The organism is Chryseobacterium sp. SN22 (assembly GCF_008329705.1).
In the GTDB taxonomy this organism is placed as follows: domain Bacteria; phylum Bacteroidota; class Bacteroidia; order Flavobacteriales; family Weeksellaceae; genus Chryseobacterium.
The window spans coordinates 49,657-72,640 of record NZ_VTSX01000005.1 but is presented as its reverse complement, the minus strand read 5'-3'; the positions used below and the strand labels follow the sequence as shown (position 1 = coordinate 72,640).

General features: G+C 44.2%; 10 protein-coding genes. 1 reads left to right on the top strand and 9 read right to left on the bottom strand.

What is annotated here, in order from left to right; all coding sequences use genetic code 11:
- Positions 1–150: 150 nt before the first annotated feature.
- Entirely contained in the window at positions 151–2,130 is a 1,980-nt protein-coding gene (locus tag FY557_RS04525) for an alpha-L-arabinofuranosidase C-terminal domain-containing protein (RefSeq protein WP_149246101.1), read from the bottom strand.
- Positions 2,131–2,196: 66 nt separating this feature from the next.
- Positions 2,197–4,833 carry a glycoside hydrolase family 3 C-terminal domain-containing protein gene (locus FY557_RS04520; RefSeq protein WP_149246100.1) on the bottom strand — a complete coding sequence of 879 codons (2,637 nt, stop codon included), beginning with the start codon at positions 4,831–4,833 and terminating at the stop codon, positions 2,197–2,199.
- 775 nt (positions 4,834–5,608) lie between these two features.
- Here FY557_RS04520 and FY557_RS04515 point away from each other — a divergent pair.
- Positions 5,609–7,327 carry a S41 family peptidase gene (locus FY557_RS04515; RefSeq protein WP_149246099.1) on the top strand — a complete coding sequence of 573 codons (1,719 nt, stop codon included), beginning with the start codon at positions 5,609–5,611 and terminating at the stop codon, positions 7,325–7,327.
- 166 nt (positions 7,328–7,493) lie between these two features.
- On the opposite strand, the gene FY557_RS04510 is transcribed toward FY557_RS04515, so the two are convergent.
- The 7 genes from FY557_RS04510 to FY557_RS04480 all read right to left on the bottom strand — a co-directional run bounded on the left by FY557_RS04510 (position 7,494) and on the right by FY557_RS04480 (position 22,976).
- A complete protein-coding gene (locus tag FY557_RS04510) occupies positions 7,494–10,217 on the bottom strand; it encodes a T9SS type A sorting domain-containing protein (protein WP_149246098.1) in 2,724 nt (907 codons plus the stop codon).
- A gap of 1,190 nt (positions 10,218–11,407) precedes the next feature.
- Entirely contained in the window at positions 11,408–13,936 is a 2,529-nt protein-coding gene (locus tag FY557_RS04505) for a glycosyl hydrolase 115 family protein (protein WP_149246097.1), read from the bottom strand.
- Between the two features lie 52 nt (positions 13,937–13,988).
- Positions 13,989–15,875: a sialate O-acetylesterase gene (locus FY557_RS04500; RefSeq protein ID WP_228451704.1), complete on the bottom strand. Its 1,887-nt coding sequence runs from the start codon at positions 15,873–15,875 to the stop codon at positions 13,989–13,991.
- A gap of 30 nt (positions 15,876–15,905) precedes the next feature.
- Positions 15,906–17,846, bottom strand: a complete 1,941-nt coding sequence (locus FY557_RS04495; RefSeq protein WP_149246096.1) for a glycoside hydrolase family 97 protein — start codon at positions 17,844–17,846, stop codon at positions 15,906–15,908.
- 2 nt (positions 17,847–17,848) lie between these two features.
- Positions 17,849–19,225, bottom strand: a complete 1,377-nt coding sequence (locus tag FY557_RS04490; RefSeq protein WP_149246095.1) for a glycoside hydrolase family 43 protein — start codon at positions 19,223–19,225, stop codon at positions 17,849–17,851.
- Between the two features lie 347 nt (positions 19,226–19,572).
- Positions 19,573–20,976 carry a glycoside hydrolase family 43 protein gene (locus tag FY557_RS04485; protein WP_149246094.1) on the bottom strand — a complete coding sequence of 468 codons (1,404 nt, stop codon included), beginning with the start codon at positions 20,974–20,976 and terminating at the stop codon, positions 19,573–19,575.
- Between the two features lie 50 nt (positions 20,977–21,026).
- Entirely contained in the window at positions 21,027–22,976 is a 1,950-nt protein-coding gene (locus FY557_RS04480) for a glycoside hydrolase family 97 protein (protein WP_149246093.1), read from the bottom strand.
- Between the last annotated feature and the right edge of the window lie 8 nt (positions 22,977–22,984).

Below are 22,984 nucleotides of genomic sequence, written 5' to 3'. Positions count from 1 at the left end.
TGCGTAATCACTGCGATCTGTCAGAAATTACAATGTTATAAAGTCATTATTTATTCATTCCAGAGATTTAAACAAATATAAGATTCTTTTCAATTAAATGTAATAAATACACTTAATTTTTATTAATTATTGATTACCAATTATTTAAAATTACTTTACCTTTAAAATTATGAGAGATTGCGAAGGAATTTCCACCGTCATTTTCCCTTTTTTGAGACTTACCGTTTCTTCTTTGGGCTGAATGGGTTCATTTTCAAAGCTGTTCTCGGTGGAGAGCTGAGGGGCCGTCAGGGTAATTTTGGTCAATGTGTTCCCAAGTTTCAGGTTTGCCGGATTGATGGTTACGGATTTGCTTCCGGCATCCGTATTGACTATTTTGATGATGGTTTCCTTAGTGGCTGCATCTTTTACAGCCGTGGCATACAACTGATCCTGACCGGTTACGGGTTTACCATGATCAGTAATTTTCAGGACTTCCGTTCCTTTGTTGTTGGAAAAAAGTTTCTGAACGTAATAATTCGGGGTTGCGTAAGATTTCAGATTATTAAACCAAATCAAATCCGGCGTCCACTGCCATCCGTCTGCGTGGGCGAAAAGCGGTGCGTAAGACGTCATGGTCACCACATCGGCATTTCTTTCAAGGCCTGTCATAAAAGCGGCTTCCGAAAGTGCGGTAAGCCAGTTGTTTTTATTGTCCGGTTTTACGACACCCACCGATTGCGCTGCATATTCCCCGGCGAAAACTTTGGGTCCGGAACGGTCGTATGTATCATATCTTCCGGCATTTTTCATAAACCATTCCGGGGAATTGTAGTAATGTTCGTCGACGATCTGGGCATTGAGTTTTTTCAGCTCTTTCCATCCGTAATCAAAGAATTCGCCGTCGGGAGAAGGTCCGCTTCCGGAAACGATTTTAATATCCGGATATTTGGTATGAATGGCCTTTTCAAAAACTTTATAACGTTCGATATAATCTGCTCCCCATTGTTCGTTTCCAACCCCGATGAATTTCATATTAAAGGGTTTCGGATGTCCCATTTCAGCACGAATTTTCCCCCATTTTGAGTTGGAATCTCCGTTGGCAAATTCTATCAGATCCAAAGCGTCCTGAACATACGGATCCAGATCTTCCATTTTGACGAGTTCGGCAGTATTAAACTGGCACGCCATCCCGCAGCTGAGGATCGGAAGCGGTTCAGCCCCCAGATCTTCTGCCAGCTGGAAATATTCAAAAAAACCAAGTCCGAAGGATTGCCAGTAATCCGGGGTGAGCCGGTGCGCAAATCCGTTGTTCCATTTATTAATTAAGTTTTCCCGGTCTTCTACTTTACCGATTGTTTTTTTCCATTGATAACGCTCTGCCAACGTCCTCCCTTCGACAATACAACCACCCGGAAAACGTAAAAATCCAGGCTGCAGATCATACAGTTTCTGAACTAAATCTTTTCGTAAACCTCCTTTTCTTCCTTTCCAGGTATCCTGAGGAAACAGGGAGATCATATCCATATTTACCACTCCATTTCCGGTAAAGGTGATTTGAAGCTTTGCTTTTTCAATCGTTTTGGAAGGATTGAAAACCGCATTGTATTTTTGCCAGCCACTACCTTTTATGATGTTTGAAACTGAAGAAACTACCGTTCCGTTTTCGTCGACAAGACTGATGTTGATGGCAGAAATGTTTCCTGAAACGTTTTCCAAATTAAAATTTAAATCATATTTACCACCCTGATGCAGGCCGATTCCTCTGAATCCATCGTTTTCCAGCAGATAATTTTTGTCGTTCGAAACCGTAACTCTTGCATAATTCTTATTAGGTTTAGACTTATCGGTGATGATGGTCAAAAATCCGGAATCCAGGTTTGGAGATAATGTTTTCGTATTGGGTTGCTTCCAACCGGTCAGCGGTTCGTCAAACTCGAAGCTGCGGTTTTTGATCAGTTCCGCATACAATCCGCCATCGGCTGCAAAGTTGATGTCCTCAAAGAAAATCCCGTACATCGTGGGCTGGATTTTAATACCGGTGGGAGCTCCGTTCAGATCCAGCACATAGCTTGAATTTTGAGACTGAGCAGAGAAGAAAGTGGCCGTCAGGAAAAGGGCGGCGGCACAGATTGTATTTTTCGTTTTCATTAAGGTTTTTTATCAAGCTAAACCTCATAGGTTTTAAAAACCTATGAGGTTTGATAAGGTTAATCATTATTTTACTTGCAGCGAAAGGCTTTTTAATCCCGAATCGGCTGATGTTCCGCCATACAGGATGGTGTAATCGCCAGGTTTCGATACCAGGTCATCCGCTTTTTCGTCGTAGAACATAAACGAATCCGGAGACAGGGTCAGCTGAACGGTTTTAGAGGTTTTGGACGGAACGGCTATCCTTTGGAATGCCCTGAGCGTTTTTACAGGAGCCAGCGGATCACTGTTGCGTTTGATGTACACCTCAACAACCTCCTCCCCGTTTTTTCCTGAAGTATTGGTAACAGGAACGGAAATGGTTACGTTTTCGTTAGCACTGATGCTGTTTTTGCTGAGTGTCGCATTCCCGTAAGAGAAATTGGAATAACTTAATCCGTGACCGAATGGATATAACGGCGTTTCTTTCATATACCGGTAGGTCCTTCCCTGCATATCGTAGTTTTCAAATCCCTGATGCTTGCTGGTTTTGGACAACCCGTTATCCAGTTGCTCAATACTCTTGTAGAAGGTAATAGGCAGTTTTCCGGACGGATTGTAATCACCGGACAGGACATCTGCCACCGCTGTTCCACTGGACTGTCCGCCGTACCAGGCGTTCACCAGGGCATCATAATTTTTTTCATCCTGCTCCAATCCGAGGGCGCTTCCGGTGCACAACACGAAAACAACGGGTTTTCCGGTTTTCCTCAATTCGGCCAACAGTTCGCGCTGCACTTTCGGAAGCTCAATATTGGTTTTGTCACCGCCTTTGAAGCCTTCTGCATTCACCATCATTTCCTCTCCTTCCAGGCTTGGAGACAGTCCACCTGCAAAAATGATGACCTCCGCATCTTTTACTTTTTCCTTTACGGCAGCGAAATTGACAGGATCTTTTCTATACACATCAAAGGTGATGCTCACGTATTTGCCGATCTGCCTATGCTGAAGTTCAATTTTATATTCTTTTCCTTTTTCCATCTTTACAGGGAATTCCGAAGGATGCCTTGCATCGGGACCTTTTCGGGTAGCCACTTCTTTGCCATCTACAAAGAGCGTATACACATCCGAAGTGGATGCTGAGAAAATCACATCGCCCGTGTAGGTACTTTTAAAAATTCCTGAAATTTTTGCAGAGGTATTTTCTCTGCCGACATTCGGGGCAAGCTGGGTGCCGCCGAAACTGTTGTAGCTGATTCCGGTTGTATTGACGGAAATATTGGCCGGTGATCCTTTGAATTCGTTGTTGTTGAAAAACTCTACTTTCAGGCCTTTCTCCCCATTTTTCTGACTTAAAAAGTTCTGGTACAGTGAAGTTCTGGAAGACGGATCGGTGACTTCACTACCTTTTTCATAAATGATCTCCGCATTCGGAAATTTGGTTTTGATGCCGTCTAAAATGGTTACGATAGAAGAAGGTGTTCCATTGTAATTCCCGAGCTGCATCAGTCCGTCATCGGCATTTGGCCCTACGACAGCGATTTTTTTGATATTCTTGTTTAATGGCAAAACATTTTTATCGTTTTTCATAAGCACAATCGACTTCCGGGCCATTTTCAGTGCCTGCTGCCTGTGTTCTTCAGAATCGACCACTGTGTACGGGATGCTGTTCCAGTGAACGGCCGATTTCGGATCGAGCATACCTAATTCAAACCAGCCTTTCAGGATCCTGCGCATGGAGGCATCGATGTCATTCTCTGTGATTAGTCCACTGGCAAGGGATTTATTAAGGTTGTTGTAGGTATCGCCGCATTCAAGATCGGTGGAATGTTTCAGTGCATCTGCAGCAGTCGATTTTTCATCCGGGTGGGTGCCATGGTATTTTTTCTGGTAGAAATCGGCGAGTGCCCAACAATCGGACACCACCATGCCGTCGTATTTCCATTTTCCGCGTAAGATGTCGCTGACCAGGAAATCATTGGCGCAGCAAGGTTGGCCGTCGAAAGCATTGTAAGCACACATCACTTCCCTTACATTTCCTTCCATCACCAAAGCCTTAAAAGCCGGAAGATAGGTTTCGTAAAGGTCGCGGTGCGAAATTTCGGCGTTGTAGGAATGGCGGTTCCATTCCGGGCCGCTGTGTACGGCGAAATGTTTGGCGCAGGCGTAGGTTTTGAAATAGTCGGGATCATTTCCCTGCAGTCCTTTTACGGCTGCTACACCCAGGCTGGCTGTCAGGAACGGATCTTCTCCGTAAGTTTCCTGACCTCTTCCCCATCGCGGGTCACGGAAGATATTGATGTTGGGCGTCCAGAACGTGAGTCCTTCGTAGCGTCCGGTTTTGCCGGCTTCATCGAAAGACCGGTTGTATTTGGCCCGGGCTTCATCGGAAATCATTTCAAAAGTTTTCAGGTGTTCCGGAACATCCCAGCTTGCCGCAAGCCCGATCGCCTGTGGAAAAACGGTAGCGGTTCCGGCTCTGGCCACGCCATGCAGGGCCTCGTTCCACCAGCCGTATGCGGGAATGCCTAATCGCGGAACGGCTTTGGAATTGTCCATCATCATGCCTATTTTTTCATCTACGGTGAGCAGTCCGAGGAGGTTTTCAATCCGCTGTTCTACCGGCAGTTTTGTATTTCGGAACGGTTCAGTTTTGGCGGTCTGTGCAGATACTGCCGATGCGGTGCTGATGAGGAGGCTGATGCCTAATGTTATCTTTTTCATATATGAATATCAATGGTCACATGTTTATGCTTTTCATCATTTAATTCATCAATGGTTTCTGGTAATCTTTGTGAGAAGCACAAATATAGTATTCTCTTTTAAATAAATGTGTAATTAACACTTAATTTTTGATAATATTGCGGATGGTTGAATTTTAAGTAGCAGGACAACCGGTTTTCATTGATGAAAGTTTTGGGATATGGAAATTAAAACATAAGAACTTGTAATCATTCTGTTTAATTTTCAGTCAGGAAGATTTCTTTAACGCAAAGGTTTTATTTTCCTTGTGTGTACATCAAGGAAGCAAAGATTTGATCAGCAGGCTGATCTGATGAAGCTGCTGCTTTATTTCTTATTTGATTCAAATAATTATATAAATAAATTTATGGAAACTGAATAAAGAAGCAAATCGAGGCGAAAACATGCGTTCTAATCCCTGCAATCCGCGGGGAAATATTTCAATCAATATGGTTGTACATGGCTTTATTTGATGTGAATTCGGTAATATTTAATTTGGGAAATGATAGGGAATTTTAGAATAGAGTTTGTTTTTACGGAGTACAAGCACGATCATCTGATATTTGAGACTGTTATCGACATGTTAACCGAAGAAACTTCTAACATCCAGCTTCCCTTTCTCCAACCTTTAAATTCATTTCCTCGTCGAATCCAATTTATTTAAATAATAAATACTTATAATCTCACAAAATACAGTAAATTAAAGCCTTAAAAATTGTTATCGATTATATACCAATAGCAAAAACCAAAGCCAACTATGAAATCTATTGTTCTTATCTGCTTTTTTACGGCTTCTGCTCTGTCTGCCCAGCTGAGTACCTTTTCTAACCGTGACCTTTATGAAATGGGAAAAGTCTGGGGATTGATGAAATATTACCATCCTGCCATATCACAAGGAAAAACAGACTGGGATGGTGTTCTGCTGGAAAGTTTCCGGTCCGGCCCAAAAGAAGGGGTCAACGGCCTTGTTAAAAATTGGCTGAGCAAGGCAGACCAACAAAAGTTTGATAAGGTCGCCGGAAAAGATAATAAATGTGACAGCATTACCCTCCGGAATTTTGATGTTTCGTGGATTGACAAATTAAAAATTTCGCCTGAAAATAAAATCCGCCTGACAAAACTGGTTAATCAACCGGCCGATGTCGGTTCATTTTATTCCAATACAGCTAAAAGCAGCATCTATTTCAGCAGTGCCAATGAAAAAGTGCATGGTACTTTTTCAAAAGAGGTTAAGATGCTGGATCTCTTCAGGATCTGGAATGCCATTGAGTATTTTTATCCTTATAAATATCTCCTTGACCATAACTGGGATGACATCCTGAAAAAATACATTCCCTTATTTAAAAAGATCAACAATGAGAAAGATTATGAATCGGCAGTGATGCAGCTGGCCGCTGAGCTGCAGGATACCCATGCCGGGATTGAAGAGACCTACCAATATGATGTAGCCGGGAAGCTGTCTTCTCCGTTTACTTTTCAGATGGTTGAAAATGCTGTGCTTATCACAGGAATCAAGGATGAAGCAAAGATGAAAAAAGCCAATCTGGAAGTTGGTGACCTGATCACTAAAATTAACGGTAAACCGATTCTAAAAAATATAAAGGAAAAATCGAAATATTTTGCCTTTTCCAACCCATCCGTTGAACTGCGTGAGGCGTACAGTTACCTTTTCAGCGGGGATGAGGAAACCATTGTCGTGGAAGGAATCCATAAGAACGGGGAAAAGTTCCGGACCGCCGTAGAGCGTACAAAGCGTATTTTCTATGAAGAATGGGATAAAGACGGAATCCCGGATCTTCACCTGGTGTACAAAGGAAAAAACTATAATTATTTAACTTACAATGAAAAAGAAAGCCGCCTGAACCCAAGTTTCCCAATAGATGATAAGGTGTATTTCGAATTTGCATCATTGAAGGGAGCAGAAATCCCTTCCCTGATGGAACAATACAAACATACCAAAGGGATGGTTTTTGACCTGCGCGGCTACAATGACAATGCTTCCCTGCTTAAAGTATTTGATTATTTACTTACCAACCCTGTTGTATACGGAATAAAAACCCAGCCCAACTTCAGCCAGCCGGGTAAATTCTGTTTTGTAGACAATATTGTGAATAAAGAATATAAATTCGCAGGAAAAGATAATCCTGATCCGTATAAGGGACTGGTAGTTGTGATTATTAATGAACATACCCAAAGTGCGGAGGAAATGTGGGCCATGGTTTTCAAGAAAATCCCAAATGTTATTTTTGTAGGCAGCCAGACGGCCGGCGCCGATGGTAATAAAACTTCCATTAAACTGACGGATGGCCATAAGATCATCTTTTCAGGACTGGGTATTTATTATCCGGACGGAGGCGAAACCCAGCGTATCGGCATCAAACCGGATGTCGTGGTGCGTCCTACCGTTGAGAGCACCCGGAATAAAGAAGATCTTCTGCTCCTGAGAGCACTGGAACTGATTGATCAAAAGAAATAAATAAACATATTGAAACGCGGATTTCAGACCGATTCTGTTACAGCAGGAGAAAGCCTTATGCTAAAAACCTCACAGGTTTTCGAAACCTGTGAGGTTTGAGTACCAACAAACAAAGCCACCCTAACCGGTGGCTTTGAAGTATAAAAAATAATCTTTGCTTAAAAAATTACTGCTTGATAAACTTTTTCTGAACGGATTTGTTTCCGGATGGGGAGATTTCCACCAGATACATTCCTGCAGGAAGATGTCCGATGTCGATGCGGTTTTTACCTGAACGCAACGGTTGATCTTTAATGATCAGGCTGCCTTTGGCATCAAATAGGGAAGCCGTGCCGGAAGTCTTCAGGTCGATGAAGATTTCATTCTTTGCCGGACTCGGATAAAGACTCGGTTCATTATTATCGGCAAGAAGATTTTCTGTTGCCAGCGTCGTAAAGCTTAACGGAAGTACTGATGCCGTGTAGGTATTTTCCTCGGTCAGATAGGCTCTGAAAGGATTGATTATCGGTTCGTTTCCTGCTGCTACTTTATAGAATCCCGGTGTGCCGTTGACGGTCTGTAAAACATAGCTGTTGGCCGGAACTTTTAGGGTATTGTACACCCCGTTCATCTGGTTGACGGTGATGGCTTTCGGCGTGGAAACATTTCCGGTTCCCTGGAAGGTAACGGTTCCGGTAGCATTTACCAGTACCGGTGTATTGGCCGGAATGGTTCCGTTCGTAATAGCGGTACAGCTGATTCCGGTGGAACCTGGTGCTAACTGATAAACACTCACTCCGGATGGAATATTTGCGGTGAATGGCAGGATCAGCATTTCAAATCCGTTGAATGTACGGGAATACGATGCAGCTGATGCACTGAAGGTAAACGGAACCTGGAAATCTTTGCCCTGATCTGAAAGGACAAGATTAGCAGCACTGGTTCCGGAAATCACGTTGTTGCTGGAAGAAGTTACCGTGGACGGCACATAATAAATGCTGTTGGAATTGGCACTTCCCTGTTGCCAGTTGTTCGCAGAGGTTATTCCTGTCGTATTCCTGAAATCCACTGAAGTGTAATAGCCGTTTTCAAGCGCATCCATCAGGTTGCTGTCGCCGTCGGAATAGGAGCCTGCAAATTTGGAGGCTACTTCATTACCGACGTTGAAATATACATCGCCTAAATTCAGGGTGAGTACAGAGCCGTAATTGGAGTTTCGTAACCCTAAGATGCCTTTGCATCCGTCAGTGAGCACCTGTCGGGAAATATCCAGGGTAATATCGAAATTCCCTCCTGTAGGGAAAGTAATTTTCCCGTAATTATAGGATTTTGTGAGCCCCTGGCTGTTGATGTAATACAGCGTGGTATTGTCCGAATAGCTCTGCCCTGCCGTTGTAAAACTGTTGACATGCATCACCATTTTATTATAGCGGTCATTCAGCTGCAGGTATCCGTTGGCTGCCGTCATGTTGGTGCTGATCAGCGGGCTGGCGTTGGAGAAGGTAGCTGTCGTATTGCTGATATTGTAGCCTGCCCCGAAAGAAGCATTTGTCGGCGTCATGGTTTCAATCTTGTTGTAACGGATGTCGCTTCCGTTCATCTGGGAAGCCGTACGGTCGGCACTTTTATTAAAGACAAAAGTCATCACGCTGGAAGCATTGATCGTAACGCCCGGACGGAATGTCTGAGCCATTGTGATGGGTGTGGTCGCCATATTATTCTGTGCATCCGTCAGCACTTTGGTTCCTGATGTAGAATAAAACGGCAGATCCACTTTCAGGTTATAGGCATTTGCCGAAGGATTGATCACCATCAGCACCACCTGGTTTCCATCCAGGGAAATATAGGAAGAACCCTGAAGCACACCTGTACTGTCGCCCCAGGTTGCGGCGATCCGTGTTTTCCCGGTGGTGTATTTGGCATAATGGGATAGAATGTAGCCTCTTTTGGTCATTATACCGGTGGTTGTTCCGTTGGTTCCGTCACCCATCAGGGCATAGTAGCGTTTGGCCGCATAATGAATCCATGCATTTACGTTGCCGAGCATGGCATTATTAATGCTGGAAGCGAAATTAAAGGCATCCAGATTCCAGCTGAAATCACGCGGCGTCCCGGTGGATGGATTCCAGTTAATCAGGTATTCCGTCTGCCAGATTTCTTTATTGTTGTTTTGAAACTGCTTGTAAGCAGACTGCATCAGCCCGTACTGGTGACCGCCATACACCTCAAAATTATCCATTGTAGCCTGGTTGAGCATCGCATTGGCGAAATTGTCGGTAAAGCCCACACTTTCGGGAGCGATTACTTTACAGTTGATCAGCTGGCCGTAATCGCGTACGAAAGTAGCAATCTGCGCCGGTGTCCAGATGCATCCCTGGTACTGTGCCATTTCATCCGGTTCGTTTTGGATCGAGATATAATCCAGCGTTACCCCATTGGTCTGCAGATACGTGACAAAACTATTGAGATAAAGAGCATAATCCTGGTAATTGGCCGTTTTAAGGGAACCGACCTGCTGTACACCGTTGGCATCGGTATAGACTGCATTTACATGATTGTTGGTTTTCCAGGCGGCCGGCATGGTCCACGGACTGGCAAAAATCGTTAAGCCCATCGACTTGGCCAGCTGGGCCGTTGCCAGCACGGAACTCCAGTTGTTGCTGTCTTCCGGGATGTAGAGCCTCATGATGTTGTAGCCTGCCTGGCTGTTAGCTCCCCAAAGGGTCTGGATTTCCGAAGTCGTCATGTGGTTGTACCCGAATTGCGGGCTGCAGACAAATCCGCCGAAACCCGTGACTTTCTGGTAGGTCGTGTTTTTATTGATTCTTACCGTGGTAAGCTGTCCGGATACGCTGATGCCTGTAAGTACACAGACGGCGGCCAGAGCAATGCGTTGAGCAAGTTTTTTCATAGTCTTATTGTTTTAGGTTAAGCTCCAGCAAGCGGCTGAAGAGTATTTTATATCTGTTTCAGAATGATCAGGTTTTGTCACTGACAAACTTTCCTGACTGTTGGATAGTCAGGCTAAAATCGGTACACAAATTTGTTGGAAATGTTCCTTTCGTATTCTTATGATCTGTTGAAACCATTTAAATACAAAAGGCAAAGCGGAATTATGTATTCATATTATATTATAGATTTGGGTTGGATCGGCCTATTTTATTATTTAGTGAAGCATTTTATTCCTGGAAATGATCATTGAATGCAGTCCTTCATTATTGGATACTCACTATGATTTTAAATCATCTGTGAGAAAACACATCCTTTACCCAAAAAATTCAATAAATCTGAAATGATGTTCCTTTATGAACAAAATTTCATATTCCGTTACAGACAAATATAACATTCTATTTGAAATAAATGTATAAAATACACTTTATTTTTGTAAAGTTGATTCAAACAGTTGTTTAATAAACATAAAGCCAAATACATTTATCTGATAATCAAAAATATAAATATCATCAATTCAATGATTTAAATTTCAGGTATTTTGGTTTTAAAAGGATCAGACAGCTCATTTTTGCCATCAGAAACCCTGTTTTCTAGTAAAAGTTTAACCGAAAACAGGGTCTGCCACTGTAAATCGGACGATACGGTGAAATACGGTTTATGATTAAGAACGGATGTACAGGATGAGCATCAACCGGAATTATTTGTCCGGAATTTTTTCATTATCCAATGCTGATCAATCATCATTAAAAAAAACTCCGTCAAACTACTTTAACAAAAATTAGCTGTAAACACATTTCAAACTTTCCGGAACAACTGTTCTGTTCCGGTTTAAGCAATATCTTCTTTGAAAGGATTAACACTGATTTCGATCAGATGTTTCAGTTTTTTTTAAGCTCAATTGTAAAACCTGTTTAAACAGATTTATTCTCTAAACCACCCGTCAAAAATTCTTTGAATTTTCACCACCTCTCCGGGCCGGAGGGGAATTCTCATACCGCTGATTATTAAAATTTTAATTATTAACAAACTTTTGTGTCTTTGACTTCGTTGAAATTTCTGCTAGTAGCTGAAGAGAAATTTTAGACAGTTTTGACATTACCAAAAGAAAAAACCACCGGAAAAATCCGATGGTTTTAAGAGGTAACAAAATTATTTTCCGGTGTAATCACTTTCCGGGGCACCCAGATAAGTCGGTTTCAGCCCGCCGGTATTGATGAGGATCTTCTCCAGTACGATGCCTGGTTCCAGCACCCTGAAACGGAGCGTATGTTTTCCGGGCTGGGAGATCTGGTGTTTGGTGATGGATCGGATGATGTGTTCCGACTGCCATCTTCCCAGCTCACCTTTATAATGGCCGTTGAAATTCACCACTTGCGGCGCTTGCCCGTCGAACGAAATTTCATAGCGCAGTCCTTTGTTGTGATTGAAATTCAATGTCGGAGCCAGTAACAGTTGGACTTCAAATTCGCCTTTGGATTCAAAATTCATGTCGTATTCCAGATAGATGTTTTCATCCGGTTTCGGATAGGCATTTTGTGGAAAGGTCGTTACGCCGGATTTGGTCTTCCCGAAATCAGGAATCACTTCCCAATGAATCCGGTCCGAATTCTGCATCCTGGCAAAATGTTCCGCTTCTATAGAAACATAGCCATTCTTCTCCTGAAATGCCTTTTCTTTCGGAATATCCGCTTCGGAAATATAGGTCACTTCCGGCATGATGTTTTCTTTCCCGTCGGCCCAGGTTTTATAGCCGATCCGCATCTGGTCCATCATGTGCTGCCATTTTCCGCCGGCCATCACATTATTATAATAGTTGTCCAGATAAGCATTTCTTTCAAAGCACTGCTTCACCTGATCAGCATATTTATTCGCTTCCGGATCTTTTTTAGCAGCCAGTTCCCTGTTTTTGGCTACGGCATAATACATTTCGTACAGGTTGCTGCACGCATCAATCGGGTACAATACCAATTGGTAATACGCGTCCTGATATTCTGCCGGAATGTCTTCTTTCAGACGCAGTGCTTTCAAGGCCAAAGCCCGGTAATCATTGAGAACCGTTTCAAATTCGTTGTAATTCTCCAGGCTATAGGTGTTCCAATTCAGGGTTTCAGGCGTTACCCGGCGGTTGTATTTGGCATATAAGTTAATCATCTCCGCAATTTCTTTCGCGTGCTTTTCACCAAAGTGCTGCGCGGCCCATTTTTCAGTGTACTGGAATAAATTATTTGCATTAAACTGCTTCGGGTTCCAGGCCATGTCCAGGAAAAAACTGATCGGGAATTCCATCGGTTTTAAATCGCCGACATTCACTACCCAAACCTTATCTACTTTATGTTCATAGGAAAGGTTCATCTGTTCCCAGACGCGCTGGATCGGACTGATGTTGATCCATTTGGAGTTTCTCGGTCCGCCCACGTAATCGAAATGGTAATACATTCCGTAACCGCCTTTATGCAAAGGTTTGGAAAGATCCGGAAGCTTTCTTACGTTCCCCCAGTTGTCATCGCAGAACAACAGGATCACATCATCCGGCACGCGCATGCCTTTGTCATAATAGTCCTGAACTTCTTTGTACAACGCCCAGACTTGCGGGGTTCTTTCCGCTTTTTTCCCGGTGACATCGGCAATAATCTTTCTTTGGTCTTTCACTATTTTTTCCAGCAGGGCAATATTGGTGCCCTCTCCCATCGCTTCATCACCATCGCCACGCATGCCTACGGTCACAAGCTTTTCCCAGTTTTTGCTTCTTTCCATCCCGGATCTCCAGAATTTCTGCAAAACCTCAGCGTTTTTGGAATAATCCCAGACATTCGGCAGGTTGTTTCTTTTGATGTACCGGTGCCAGTCGGTTTGCGCTAAAGCCATCGGTTCGTGGTGTGAAGTTCCCATGACAATGCCCATTTCATTGGCCAACGGTCCGCTCAAAACATCGTCGTCATAAAACGCTTTTCCCCACATCGCCGGCCAGATGTAATTTCCTTTCATCCGGAGGATCAGTTCAAATACTTTTTCATAAAATTTGGAATTGATCCCGCCGAAAGTCGCCCTTGCCCAGCTCCCCAGCGAAGGTTCTTCATCATTTAAGAAAATTCCTCGGTATTCCACAGCAGGTTCTCCGTCGGTATAGATTCCTTTTTTAAAGTATACGTTTTCCTTTTTCTCAACCGGAACATCCGCCCAGTAATACCAGGGCGAAACGCCGATCTGCTGCGACATTTCGTAGATTCCGTAAATGGTTCCCCGTTTGTCGCTTCCGGCAATGACAACCGCTTCGGAAACGCCCGGGAACGGATTGCTTATATTCTGGATGATAAATTTCTCATTCTTGCCCTTGAGCGAATTCCCATCGATCTTTTTAGCCTTGATCAATGCATCAATGGTTTTGCTTTTTCCGGCTTCACCAATGATAATGAGCATTCCGTTTACCCCGGAATTTTGGGAAATGAGATTGGGCTGAATGCCGGTTACTTTCTGAAAATCGGACTGAAGATTCGCCACTGCGTGGAGAATCCCTTTATCAGAATCGCTGTCCGAAAACATCGTCAGCCCAGAATTGCCTTCTTTCAATACCACCGAATTTTCTGTTTTCACAAAAGAAATAAAAGGATCGGCCGCTTTTACTATGGTTGTAAAAACCAACGTAATCAAAAGAGAAAAATAGTTGAATATCGTCTTCATAATCATTATATTATTTAATGCGTATTTATTTAATAGGTTAGGTAATCAAAACTTACCAGTCATCCGTTTTGAACGGCGATGCCAGCAGGCCTTCTGCGTTTTCCAGATTCGCCTCTTCGGGATTATTGCTCCATGCATACCGTACCGCCACCGGATTTTTTATTTCCTTGCTGCTTACCACAACGGTATTGCCTTTAATCTTTGCTTCGGCCCAGACAAACTTTTTATCGCTTCCGGCAATGGCAAAATGTTTCAAAGCTCCGTTTCTGCTTTTCAGACCGCCTCCGATATTGTCGAACGAAAGGACGATTTCTGAATTTTCCACTTTCATCGACTTGAAAACGGGGCCGCTGCTGACCAGCTTTTCACCATACACCAGTTTGCGGGCAGCCAGGAACAGGCGTTTGGCCATATCTTTTTTATTGAGAGGATGAATGTCATTCCATTCCCCGAGATCATAGTTCACGCTCATCGCTGTGTATGGAACCGTTTGTGAGGTTTTAAACTGAGCTTCACGGATTTCCGCCCATCCGCTTGGTGCATTGGGATCGCTGGTTTTTTCCATAAAATTCGGAAGCTGAACCAGTAAAAACGGCATCTGTTTCCATTGAAAGGCTTCCCGCCAGTTTTCAATCATGTTTTTCAGCAGACCGGCATAATTCTCCGACTGGCGGGCGTTGCTTTCACCCTGATACCAGATCGCACCGCGAACCTTGTAATCCCGGATCGGATAAATCATCCCGTTGTACAGTCCGGAAGGCGTGCTTCGCAGGTTTTTCAGCTTCGATTTGTAGTCTTCATCTTTACTCGTATCCCGACCGATATTGTATTTCCATTCACCCGTCAGATCAACGATAACGCCGTCTCCTACGATTTTATAAGGCTTGTCGGCGACAAATTCACCGTTTCCGAAGTTGGACGTAAGCTGGATGGCAATGGTATTTTTCCCCTGTTTTAAAATGCCGCCCGGAATATCATATTTTCTCGGCGGGTAAGTATATGAGGTCGAACCTACGAATGTTCCGTTCACGAAAACCGAATCGCTGTCGACCATCACGCCGAGGTATAAGCGGGCAAACTTTCCGTCCATGGAAGCCTGAAGGTCAAAATTTTTCCTGAACCAGACCGTCCCTTTAGCCTGGATTCCGTTGTCTTTCCATTTTCCGGGCACTTTTGCTTTTTGCCAGTTTGCGTCATCAAAATCCTTCTGATTCCAAAGATTCCTTCCTTTATCCAGTTTGGAAGCATTGAGCGCAGACAATGCCTGCTTGTCGATAAGATCATTAGGAAAATCCCTGAGGTGCTCCTGGCTCACCCAACTCTGAATGGCCGAACCGCCCAGGCTGGAAACCAGCATGCCCTGCGGAATTTTGGTATGTTCGTAGGCCTCAAGCGCGTAGAAATACGCAAAAGCCGTCCAGTTCATCACTTCGGAAGCCGTTCCGGTAAACCATTTTCCGCCGGGTGCTATATTTTCCTTAACGGATTCGCTGTTTTGGGTAGGTACTTTGAAATACCGGATTTTATTTAAATCCGAAACATTGATTTCCGGAAAACGGTCTGTCAATCTGGCAATCGGGGTCTCCATATTAGACTGTCCCGAAGCCAGCCAGACATCCCCTACGAGAACATCCCGGATCGTAATTTCGTTAATTTCCATCATGAACGGTCCTCCCGCTTTTTGAGGTTTCAATTGCACAGACCATTTCCCGTTTTTGTCCGGTGAGGTATTGTAGGTTTCATTACGGAACCTGATCGTAATATTTTCGCCCTGATCCGCCCAGCCCCAGATGCTGAGTGCCACATCACGCTGCAGAACCATTTTGTCACCGACCAGGTCCGGAAGTTTTATTTTCCCGAACGCCGGCTGATGACTGAAAAAAACCATCAGAAAGGTCAGTTTAATTAGAATGAATGGTCTGAAGTACCCGGTTTTCATGTTGAATGTATTTTAAATTTAACATCAGGATTAATGAATAACAAATCCGCCTTTGGACTGGATTTCTACTTTTAATTCCCCGTTCTTATTAATGGTCACGGATTTCTCGGAAGTCACCCCTTTTGCATCATCATTGATGAGTTTTACCGTTTTTCCGGCCAGCATCGGAAATTTTAAGGTCATTTTCTGAACGGTGTTTTCAGCATTCACGCCGGCAATGTACCATTGATTCTGATACCTTCTGGCAATAACGGAGTATTTCCCGGGATAGCCGTCGATGAAAACCGTCTCGTCCCACAAGGTCGGAATTTCTTTCATAAAATCAAGCTCGAATTTCGGAGCGTCCTCCAGGTTGTTTGGCATGACGGCAAACATCTGAACCGGGTTCTGGAATAAAACGGCGGTGGCCAATTGGAAGCCGTCTGTTGTGTACCGTTTATTTTTTTCCTTATTGGATTTGGTTAAATATTTATTCAAGAACGTTCCGCCGAATTCCATGCTCCCGACCGTGTTCCGGATAAACGGATGCAGTGATGCGAAAAAGGCTTCCTGCTTGCGGACATCTTCTGAGAAATACAGCATTTCAGAGGCCAGGACAGCTTCGCTTCCGGCGTAGTTCGGATACATGATTTCCCAGCCTCTCGGTAAGGTAGCTCCATGAAAGATGATATTCAGACCAAAATCATTCGCATCAGAAAGAATGTCTTCGTACAGCTTCATTGTTTCCTGCTTGTCGCCGCCGAAGAAATCGACTTTCAGTCCTTTAATCCCGGTATCTTTCAGCCATTTCATTTCTTTTTTACGTTCGATGGAAGAGCTCATTTTATTCCTCGGGCCCATCGGCGCATCATTCGCCGCTCCGTTGGAGTTATACCAGAGCATCACGCCTACGTTTTTGGATGTAGCATACTGAACAAGTTCCTTCATCCGTTCTTTGCCGATATTTTTATCCCAAAGCGCATCCATCAGGATAAACTGGAAATTCATTTCTGCGGCAAGATCGATGAATTTCTTCTGGTCGTCGTAGTTCATGCTGTTGTCCTGCCATAAAATCCAGCTCCAGGTCGATTTCCCGAGACTGTATTTCTGTGAAGGCGCATACATCGGATCAACCACATCAAAAGGAATCGTGGTTTCAACAATCGGCTTTAAGGATTCGCCCACCGTGATGGTTCTCCAAGGCGTTTTCCCGGGCAGTGAAATGGCCGCTCCGGTACTTCCGAACCCATTGTTTTCCGCCATATTCGGGTACGCAACTTTGTAAAGAGTCTTTTCCGGTGTGGTATCCAGATGGGAAGCGCAGTACAGGCTGTTCACGCCGGTTTCGGAAAGCAGGATCCAGCCGTCGTTTCCTACGTGGAAGAGTCCAGGGAAAACGTAACCGTAATCCGCTTTTGTTCCCAGTTCCGCATCTGCTTGGTAGCCGCTTTCGTAGCTTGGAGCGGTTCTGGCAAAACCGGTCATCGGCTTCATCATCGGAGAAAGGAAGGTCGTGGTCTGCGAAGGAAACCGGTATCCCGTCATTTCCGACTGTACGACCGCACTCAGACGGTCTTTCATTGGCTGAATGTCGTACCGGAATGCGATATTGTTGTTGCTCACCTGGAATTCAATCCCGATGTTGTATTGGTCTGCATTGCTGAAATTTACCGTCAATGCATTAGCCTTATAATTAACCTCCGATTTTTTGATTTTCTCGTTGGTGTAAGTTTTGGAAACCTGGTCTTTTTTGCTGTTGATAAATTTTAAATTTTTAGAAAAATCAGATTCATTGGTGATTAAACCTAAAGGTGATTTTTCCAGCATGGTTTTCCCCTGAAAAGTCACATTGTACAGCGCTTTTCCGTCTTCTGAGAAGACATTCAGCTTTAGCTTTCCGTCAGGGCTTGATACTTCGGCGACCTGGGCAAAAACGGTATTCAGGAAGAGAATACCCAGGATGATTGATAGTTTTAAAAATAGTTTATTCATAATCATTTATTTTCAAGAAAGGTCCAGTAATCGAAAAACATAACATCTTTTGCGGCTTTTCCGTTAAACACAAAATACAGGTCGTGAACGCCGGTTGTTTTTTCCTTCACTTCGGCTTTCACGGTTTCCCAGCGGTCGTCTCCGCCGGTGAGCGGAACTTTTACCGTAGCCACCACCGGTCCGATAAGGCTGTCCAGGTGAACATCCATCGTTACGTCGCTATTGTGCGTGGTTCCTACCCTCGCGGAAAACGTCGCCGCTCCTTTTTTACCGAAATCCACATTTTTCACACGGGTGTAGGCGCCGCTTTTTTTAGCCTTGACAAAAACACCGGTTTCTTTGTTCTGGTACGATTTTACGTTTTCCGACCAGGCGATGGTTTCGGCCTGGTTGAAGCTGTACGGATTGACGGTTGCAATGGCTTTGGTGATTCCATTCGTCATTTTAATGGGCGAAATGGAACCGTCTTTATTAAATTCCAGTTCCTGAACGCTGACGGAACGCGTAAATCCGCTTCCGCCGGGCAACGCGCCGTTGTGGTAGAAAAAGTAGGTTTTACCTTTGAAATCAATGACTCCGGGATGGTTGGTGAAGGATTTTCCTTCGGTCGGCATTACAATTCCGCCGTATTTCCATGGTCCCTGCGCACTTTTGCTGGTGGAATAGCCGATAAATTCAGGAAGCGGACCGCCCGGCCAGAACAAGTAATACAGTTTTTTTCTTTTGTACAGCCAGGGACCTTCTTCATACTTCGTAGGTCTTTCCGGGTTTTCTTTTCCGTCCCTTTTGCCGAAAGATTCTGCGGTCATCGGAACTTCTACGATATCGCCGGAATAGGAAATCATGTTTTCATTCAGCTTCACATATTTCAGCTTCGGGTTTCCCCAGTACATGTGGGCCTGCCCGTCATCGTCCACAAAAACCGTCGGATCGATATCCCCCCATTCGCTCTGTACTAAGGGTTTTCCCAGCGGATCGTGAAACGGCCCTAACGGACTGTTGCCCACCGCCACACCGATCGCGCCTTTATTGTTGGTTTTCGACCACATCGGAACGTACATGAAAAATTTGCCGTTCCTTTCGACACACTGTGCTGCCCAGGCATCACGCTTGGCCCAGTCGAAATCATTATAGGAAAGAATGGTTCCGTGATCGGTCCAGTTCACCATATCGTCGGTGGAATAGACTTTCCAGTCGTTCATCGTAAACCACGTGGAATCATCTTCGTCGTGAGTCGTATAGACATACAGCCTGCCGTTGTAGACCATCGGTGCCGGATCGGCGGTGTAATTGGTCTGGATGATTGGATTCTGGGCGAGCACATTCGCTGAACATCCGATCAGGAGAAGGCCGAGTATGGATTGTAGGGTCTTTTTCATATTTTCTATTTCATTTTTTTAAACACTAAGTGCATTTTATATAATCACAAAGTCATAAAAGCTTTTAACACATGAGACACATTAGATTTTTAGTTTTATATTTTGTACATGAGATTAAAAATCAAAGATTTTTAAAGCTTTTGCGGGCTTGTTTCTCCATTATATTTTAAACTTTAATATGCAGCATCAATGCCTTTTGTGACTTTTGACTTCGTCGAACCTGCGATTTGTGGTTAAATGTTCTCTTTTTGGTTTTATTTAAACCACCCCGTCAAAAATTCTTTGAATTTTCGCCACTCCTTCGAGGGAGGGGAATTTTTTATTCCGTGATATATAGGTGTTTTAATTTATTTTTTCTTAAAGCTCCAGTGATCGAAGTTAAACAGCTTTCTTCCGGCGGTGATGTTTTTTCCCTGGAAGACAAAATACAAATCATGGATGCCCGAGACGTATTCTGAGATGTTGGAAGTCAGGGTTTTAAATTCTTCCCAGCCGCCGGTTCTCGGGATATCGATCTGGGCGATCTTAGTGCCTTTTACATCATCCAGATGAACTTCCAGGATGCCGCCGTCGATGCCTGCGGCTACGGATGCGGAAAATTCAGATGCGCCTTTTCCAAAATCGACTGCACGGACTTTGATGTAGCCTCCGGTCCGGGTGTCGGAAACGTAAACGCCGGTCTTCTTATTTTCGGAAGTGGTGCATTTCTCTGCCCACGCCATGGTTTCGGCTTCGTTTCTCTGGTATGGGTTCAACGTTCCGACAGGATGTATGCCTTCTTTGGTAATGTTGATTTTCGGAATGCTTCCGTCGGCATTGTATTTAAATTCTTCAATGGCCGTTGAACGCCCGTAGCTGCCGCCGTTCGGCAATAAAGCGTTGTGATAAAACAGGTAGGAGTTCCCTTTGTAATCGATGATTCCGCCGTGGTTGGTAAAGCTGTTGGTGGGTTGGTCGGTCATGATTTTTCCCTGGTATTTCCATGGTCCGGTTGGCGAATTACTTGTTGCGTAAGACAGGCATTCCGTTCTATTGGTCATTCCGGCATACATCATGTAATACTGCTTATTCCGTTTGTACAGCCATGGGCCTTCCACATAGACATCATCAAATTTTTCCTGTTTCTGCAGGACCTCATCGCTTTTCCCGGGCCGTCTCATGCCGCCGAAAGCTTCCACCGACTGCGGAATTTCCGTGATTTTCCCGTTGAAGGAAGTCATGTCCTTATTGAGTTTAACGTACAACAATTTGCTGTTTCCCCAATAGAGATAGGCCTGCCCGTCATCATCGATAAAAGCCGTCGGATCGATGTTGTCCCAGGTTCCTGTAGTTACCAAAGGTTTCCCCAGAGCATCTTTGAACGGCCCGGTCGGACTATCGGAAACGGCCACTCCGATGGCCATATTGTTGTCCACTGTTTGCGCACAGATATACCAGTAAAATTTGCCGTTGCGCTCTACACATTGTGCCGCCCATGCCCGGTCTCTTGCCCAACTGAACGATTCAAGCGAAATCGGAGATCCGTGATCGGTCCAGTTCACCATATCGTCTGATGAATAGACATGCCATTTGGTCATCGTATAAAAATCGAATCCCGGCTGGTCGTCCCCGGTATATAGATACATCTTACCTTTGTAAATCATCGGTGCCGGATCGGGTGTGAAGTGCGTCTGGATCACCGGGTTCTGTGCGGAAACCGCAGATCCCAGACTGCAGGCTATCAAGGTTAGTATTGTTTTTATATTTTTCATTAATTTTTATTTTAATTTTCTGACTGTATAATTATTTAAGATTGCTGAATTTACAATGGTGAAATTACTGCAGCGAAACCACCTCTCCTCAGTTCTTTCACTGTAACGGAGTCTGTATTTCCAATTACCATATCATCGGTCACCAGCTGTTTATCGTGCTTCCCGTCTTTTATCAGTCTTAACTTATACTTCTTATTTTTTTCTAAGAAATCAAAGGTGATTTTGATGTTCTTTTCGATATTTTCTCCGTTGATCCCGCCGATGTACCATTTCTGGCTTTTTCTCCTTGCCAGCACCGCCTCTTTTCCGGGAAAGCCATGCAACAAAATCGTTTCGTCCCAACTTGTGGGAACTTCTTTTAAAAATGCCCTGGGCGCATCCGGCAAGTCAGAATAGCCTTCCGGCCGGTCGACAAAGTGCTGAAGCGCAGATTCAAACAGGACACTTAATGCCAGCTCATGACCATATGAGGTCAGATGCGGAAACTGTGAATTGGTAAAGGTGACCGGCGTGTAATCCATGGAACCCACCACATTCCGTGTAAAAGGCAAAATCGTGTTGTGAACAGGTGCCGTAGCGGTAAATTCCGGGCCGTTGTTGTACCATTCGGCACCGCGAACGGCTTCGTAGGTCATCAGGTTCGGATAGGTTCTCGCCCAACCTCTCGGAACCAGGCAGCCATGAAAATAGACCATCATTTCAAACTTCGCCGCATCTTCCAGAATATCGATATAATACTGAATCATGTCCTGCTTTTCGCTCTCAAAAAAATCGACTTTTACGCCGGCAACGCCCAATTTTCTGAGCTTGGAAAATTCTTCCACTCTGTTTTCATGGGTGAGCATCCGGTCTTTCGGAGTGGAAGAAACCCAGGTATGGTCGCCGCCGGAATTGTACCACATCAACGGTTTGATGCCTTTGGAGCGGATGTATTTCAAAGCGTTTTCCAGATTGCCTCCGTTGCCCATGGCATCCCATTCCCAATCGAGCAAGGTGTACGGCCAGTTCATGGCGACGGCCAGATCGGCAAATGCGCAGACCGTTTTAAAGTCTCTGGTTCCATGGTTATCAGACCAATAGTTCCAGGAAACGGCTCCCGGTTTTATCCAGTCCGTATTTTTGATAACAGAAGGCGGGGCCACATCATCAACCAGCGTGGAAGCCACAATATCATTGAGGTTTCCTATAATAATTACTCTCCAGGGCGATTTCCAGGGAAAGGTAATTTTAGGCAGTGATTCTCCTTTTCCGCGGCCGTCTTTCGGGTCCGGAAACGTTATTTTATATGTATCTTTATCAGATTTGTTACTCAGTTTGGAACCGCAGTAATTTCCGTCAACAGCCGATTCGTGCAGCAAAAACCAGCAGTTATTTTCTTTCGTCCGGAACAAAGCCGGATAGCCCCATTCTTCCTGCTGGGTTTTATCGCCTGCCATCGCGGAATACAAGCCTTCATTGGCAGGGTTCCACTTTTCGGTCCAGCGTGCGGTTTCGTTGTTGATGGTGTAAGCAGTCAGTTCATCCTGAACGGTAAAATTTCCTTTTCCTGAAAATGAATACCGGAAAGCCATACCGTCGTTATACACCCGGAGGATAACTTCCATTTTTTTCTTTTCCTGATTCTGAAAAGTGAAAACCACTTCATTTCCCAGATTAGTTCTCTGAGAAGACTTCCCGTGGGGCATGGTATAATTTTCCCTGATCAGAATAGGTTTTGAAGCTTTTACAAAAATGATATTATCAAAAGAAATATTGTCTGAAAGAATCAACCCTAAATCAATGGCAGAAATGGCTTCTGTTAATTTACCGTTCTCGTTATAGTTCACATTCAAAAACCACCTTCCGTTTCCGGAATAATCTGAATGTAAAACGTTCACCATAATCTTTCCATTCGGAGATTTTACCAGTAGGTTATTTGCTGAAACTCCGATGTTTCCAAGCAGAAAAACGATCCATAAAATGGCTTTTGGGAAGGTCTTGGTTTGGATATGGCTTTTCATGATATTTA

What these genes read in the sequence shown, in the direction of transcription:
- FY557_RS04525 (WP_149246101.1), bottom strand. Translation starts at nt 2,130, where the DNA reads ATGAAAACGAAAAATACAATCTGTGCCGCCGCCCTTTTCCTGACGGCC.
- FY557_RS04520 (WP_149246100.1), bottom strand. Translation starts at nt 4,833, where the DNA reads ATGAAAAAGATAACATTAGGCATCAGCCTCCTCATCAGCACCGCATCG.
- FY557_RS04515 (WP_149246099.1), top strand. Translation starts at nt 5,609, where the DNA reads ATGAAATCTATTGTTCTTATCTGCTTTTTTACGGCTTCTGCTCTGTCT.
- FY557_RS04510 (WP_149246098.1), bottom strand. Translation starts at nt 10,217, where the DNA reads ATGAAAAAACTTGCTCAACGCATTGCTCTGGCCGCCGTCTGTGTACTT.
- FY557_RS04505 (WP_149246097.1), bottom strand. Translation starts at nt 13,936, where the DNA reads ATGAAGACGATATTCAACTATTTTTCTCTTTTGATTACGTTGGTTTTT.
- FY557_RS04500 (WP_228451704.1), bottom strand. Translation starts at nt 15,875, where the DNA reads ATGAAAACCGGGTACTTCAGACCATTCATTCTAATTAAACTGACCTTT.
- FY557_RS04495 (WP_149246096.1), bottom strand. Translation starts at nt 17,846, where the DNA reads ATGAATAAACTATTTTTAAAACTATCAATCATCCTGGGTATTCTCTTC.
- FY557_RS04490 (WP_149246095.1), bottom strand. Translation starts at nt 19,225, where the DNA reads ATGAAAAAGACCCTACAATCCATACTCGGCCTTCTCCTGATCGGATGT.
- FY557_RS04485 (WP_149246094.1), bottom strand. Translation starts at nt 20,976, where the DNA reads ATGAAAAATATAAAAACAATACTAACCTTGATAGCCTGCAGTCTGGGA.
- FY557_RS04480 (WP_149246093.1), bottom strand. Translation starts at nt 22,976, where the DNA reads ATGAAAAGCCATATCCAAACCAAGACCTTCCCAAAAGCCATTTTATGG.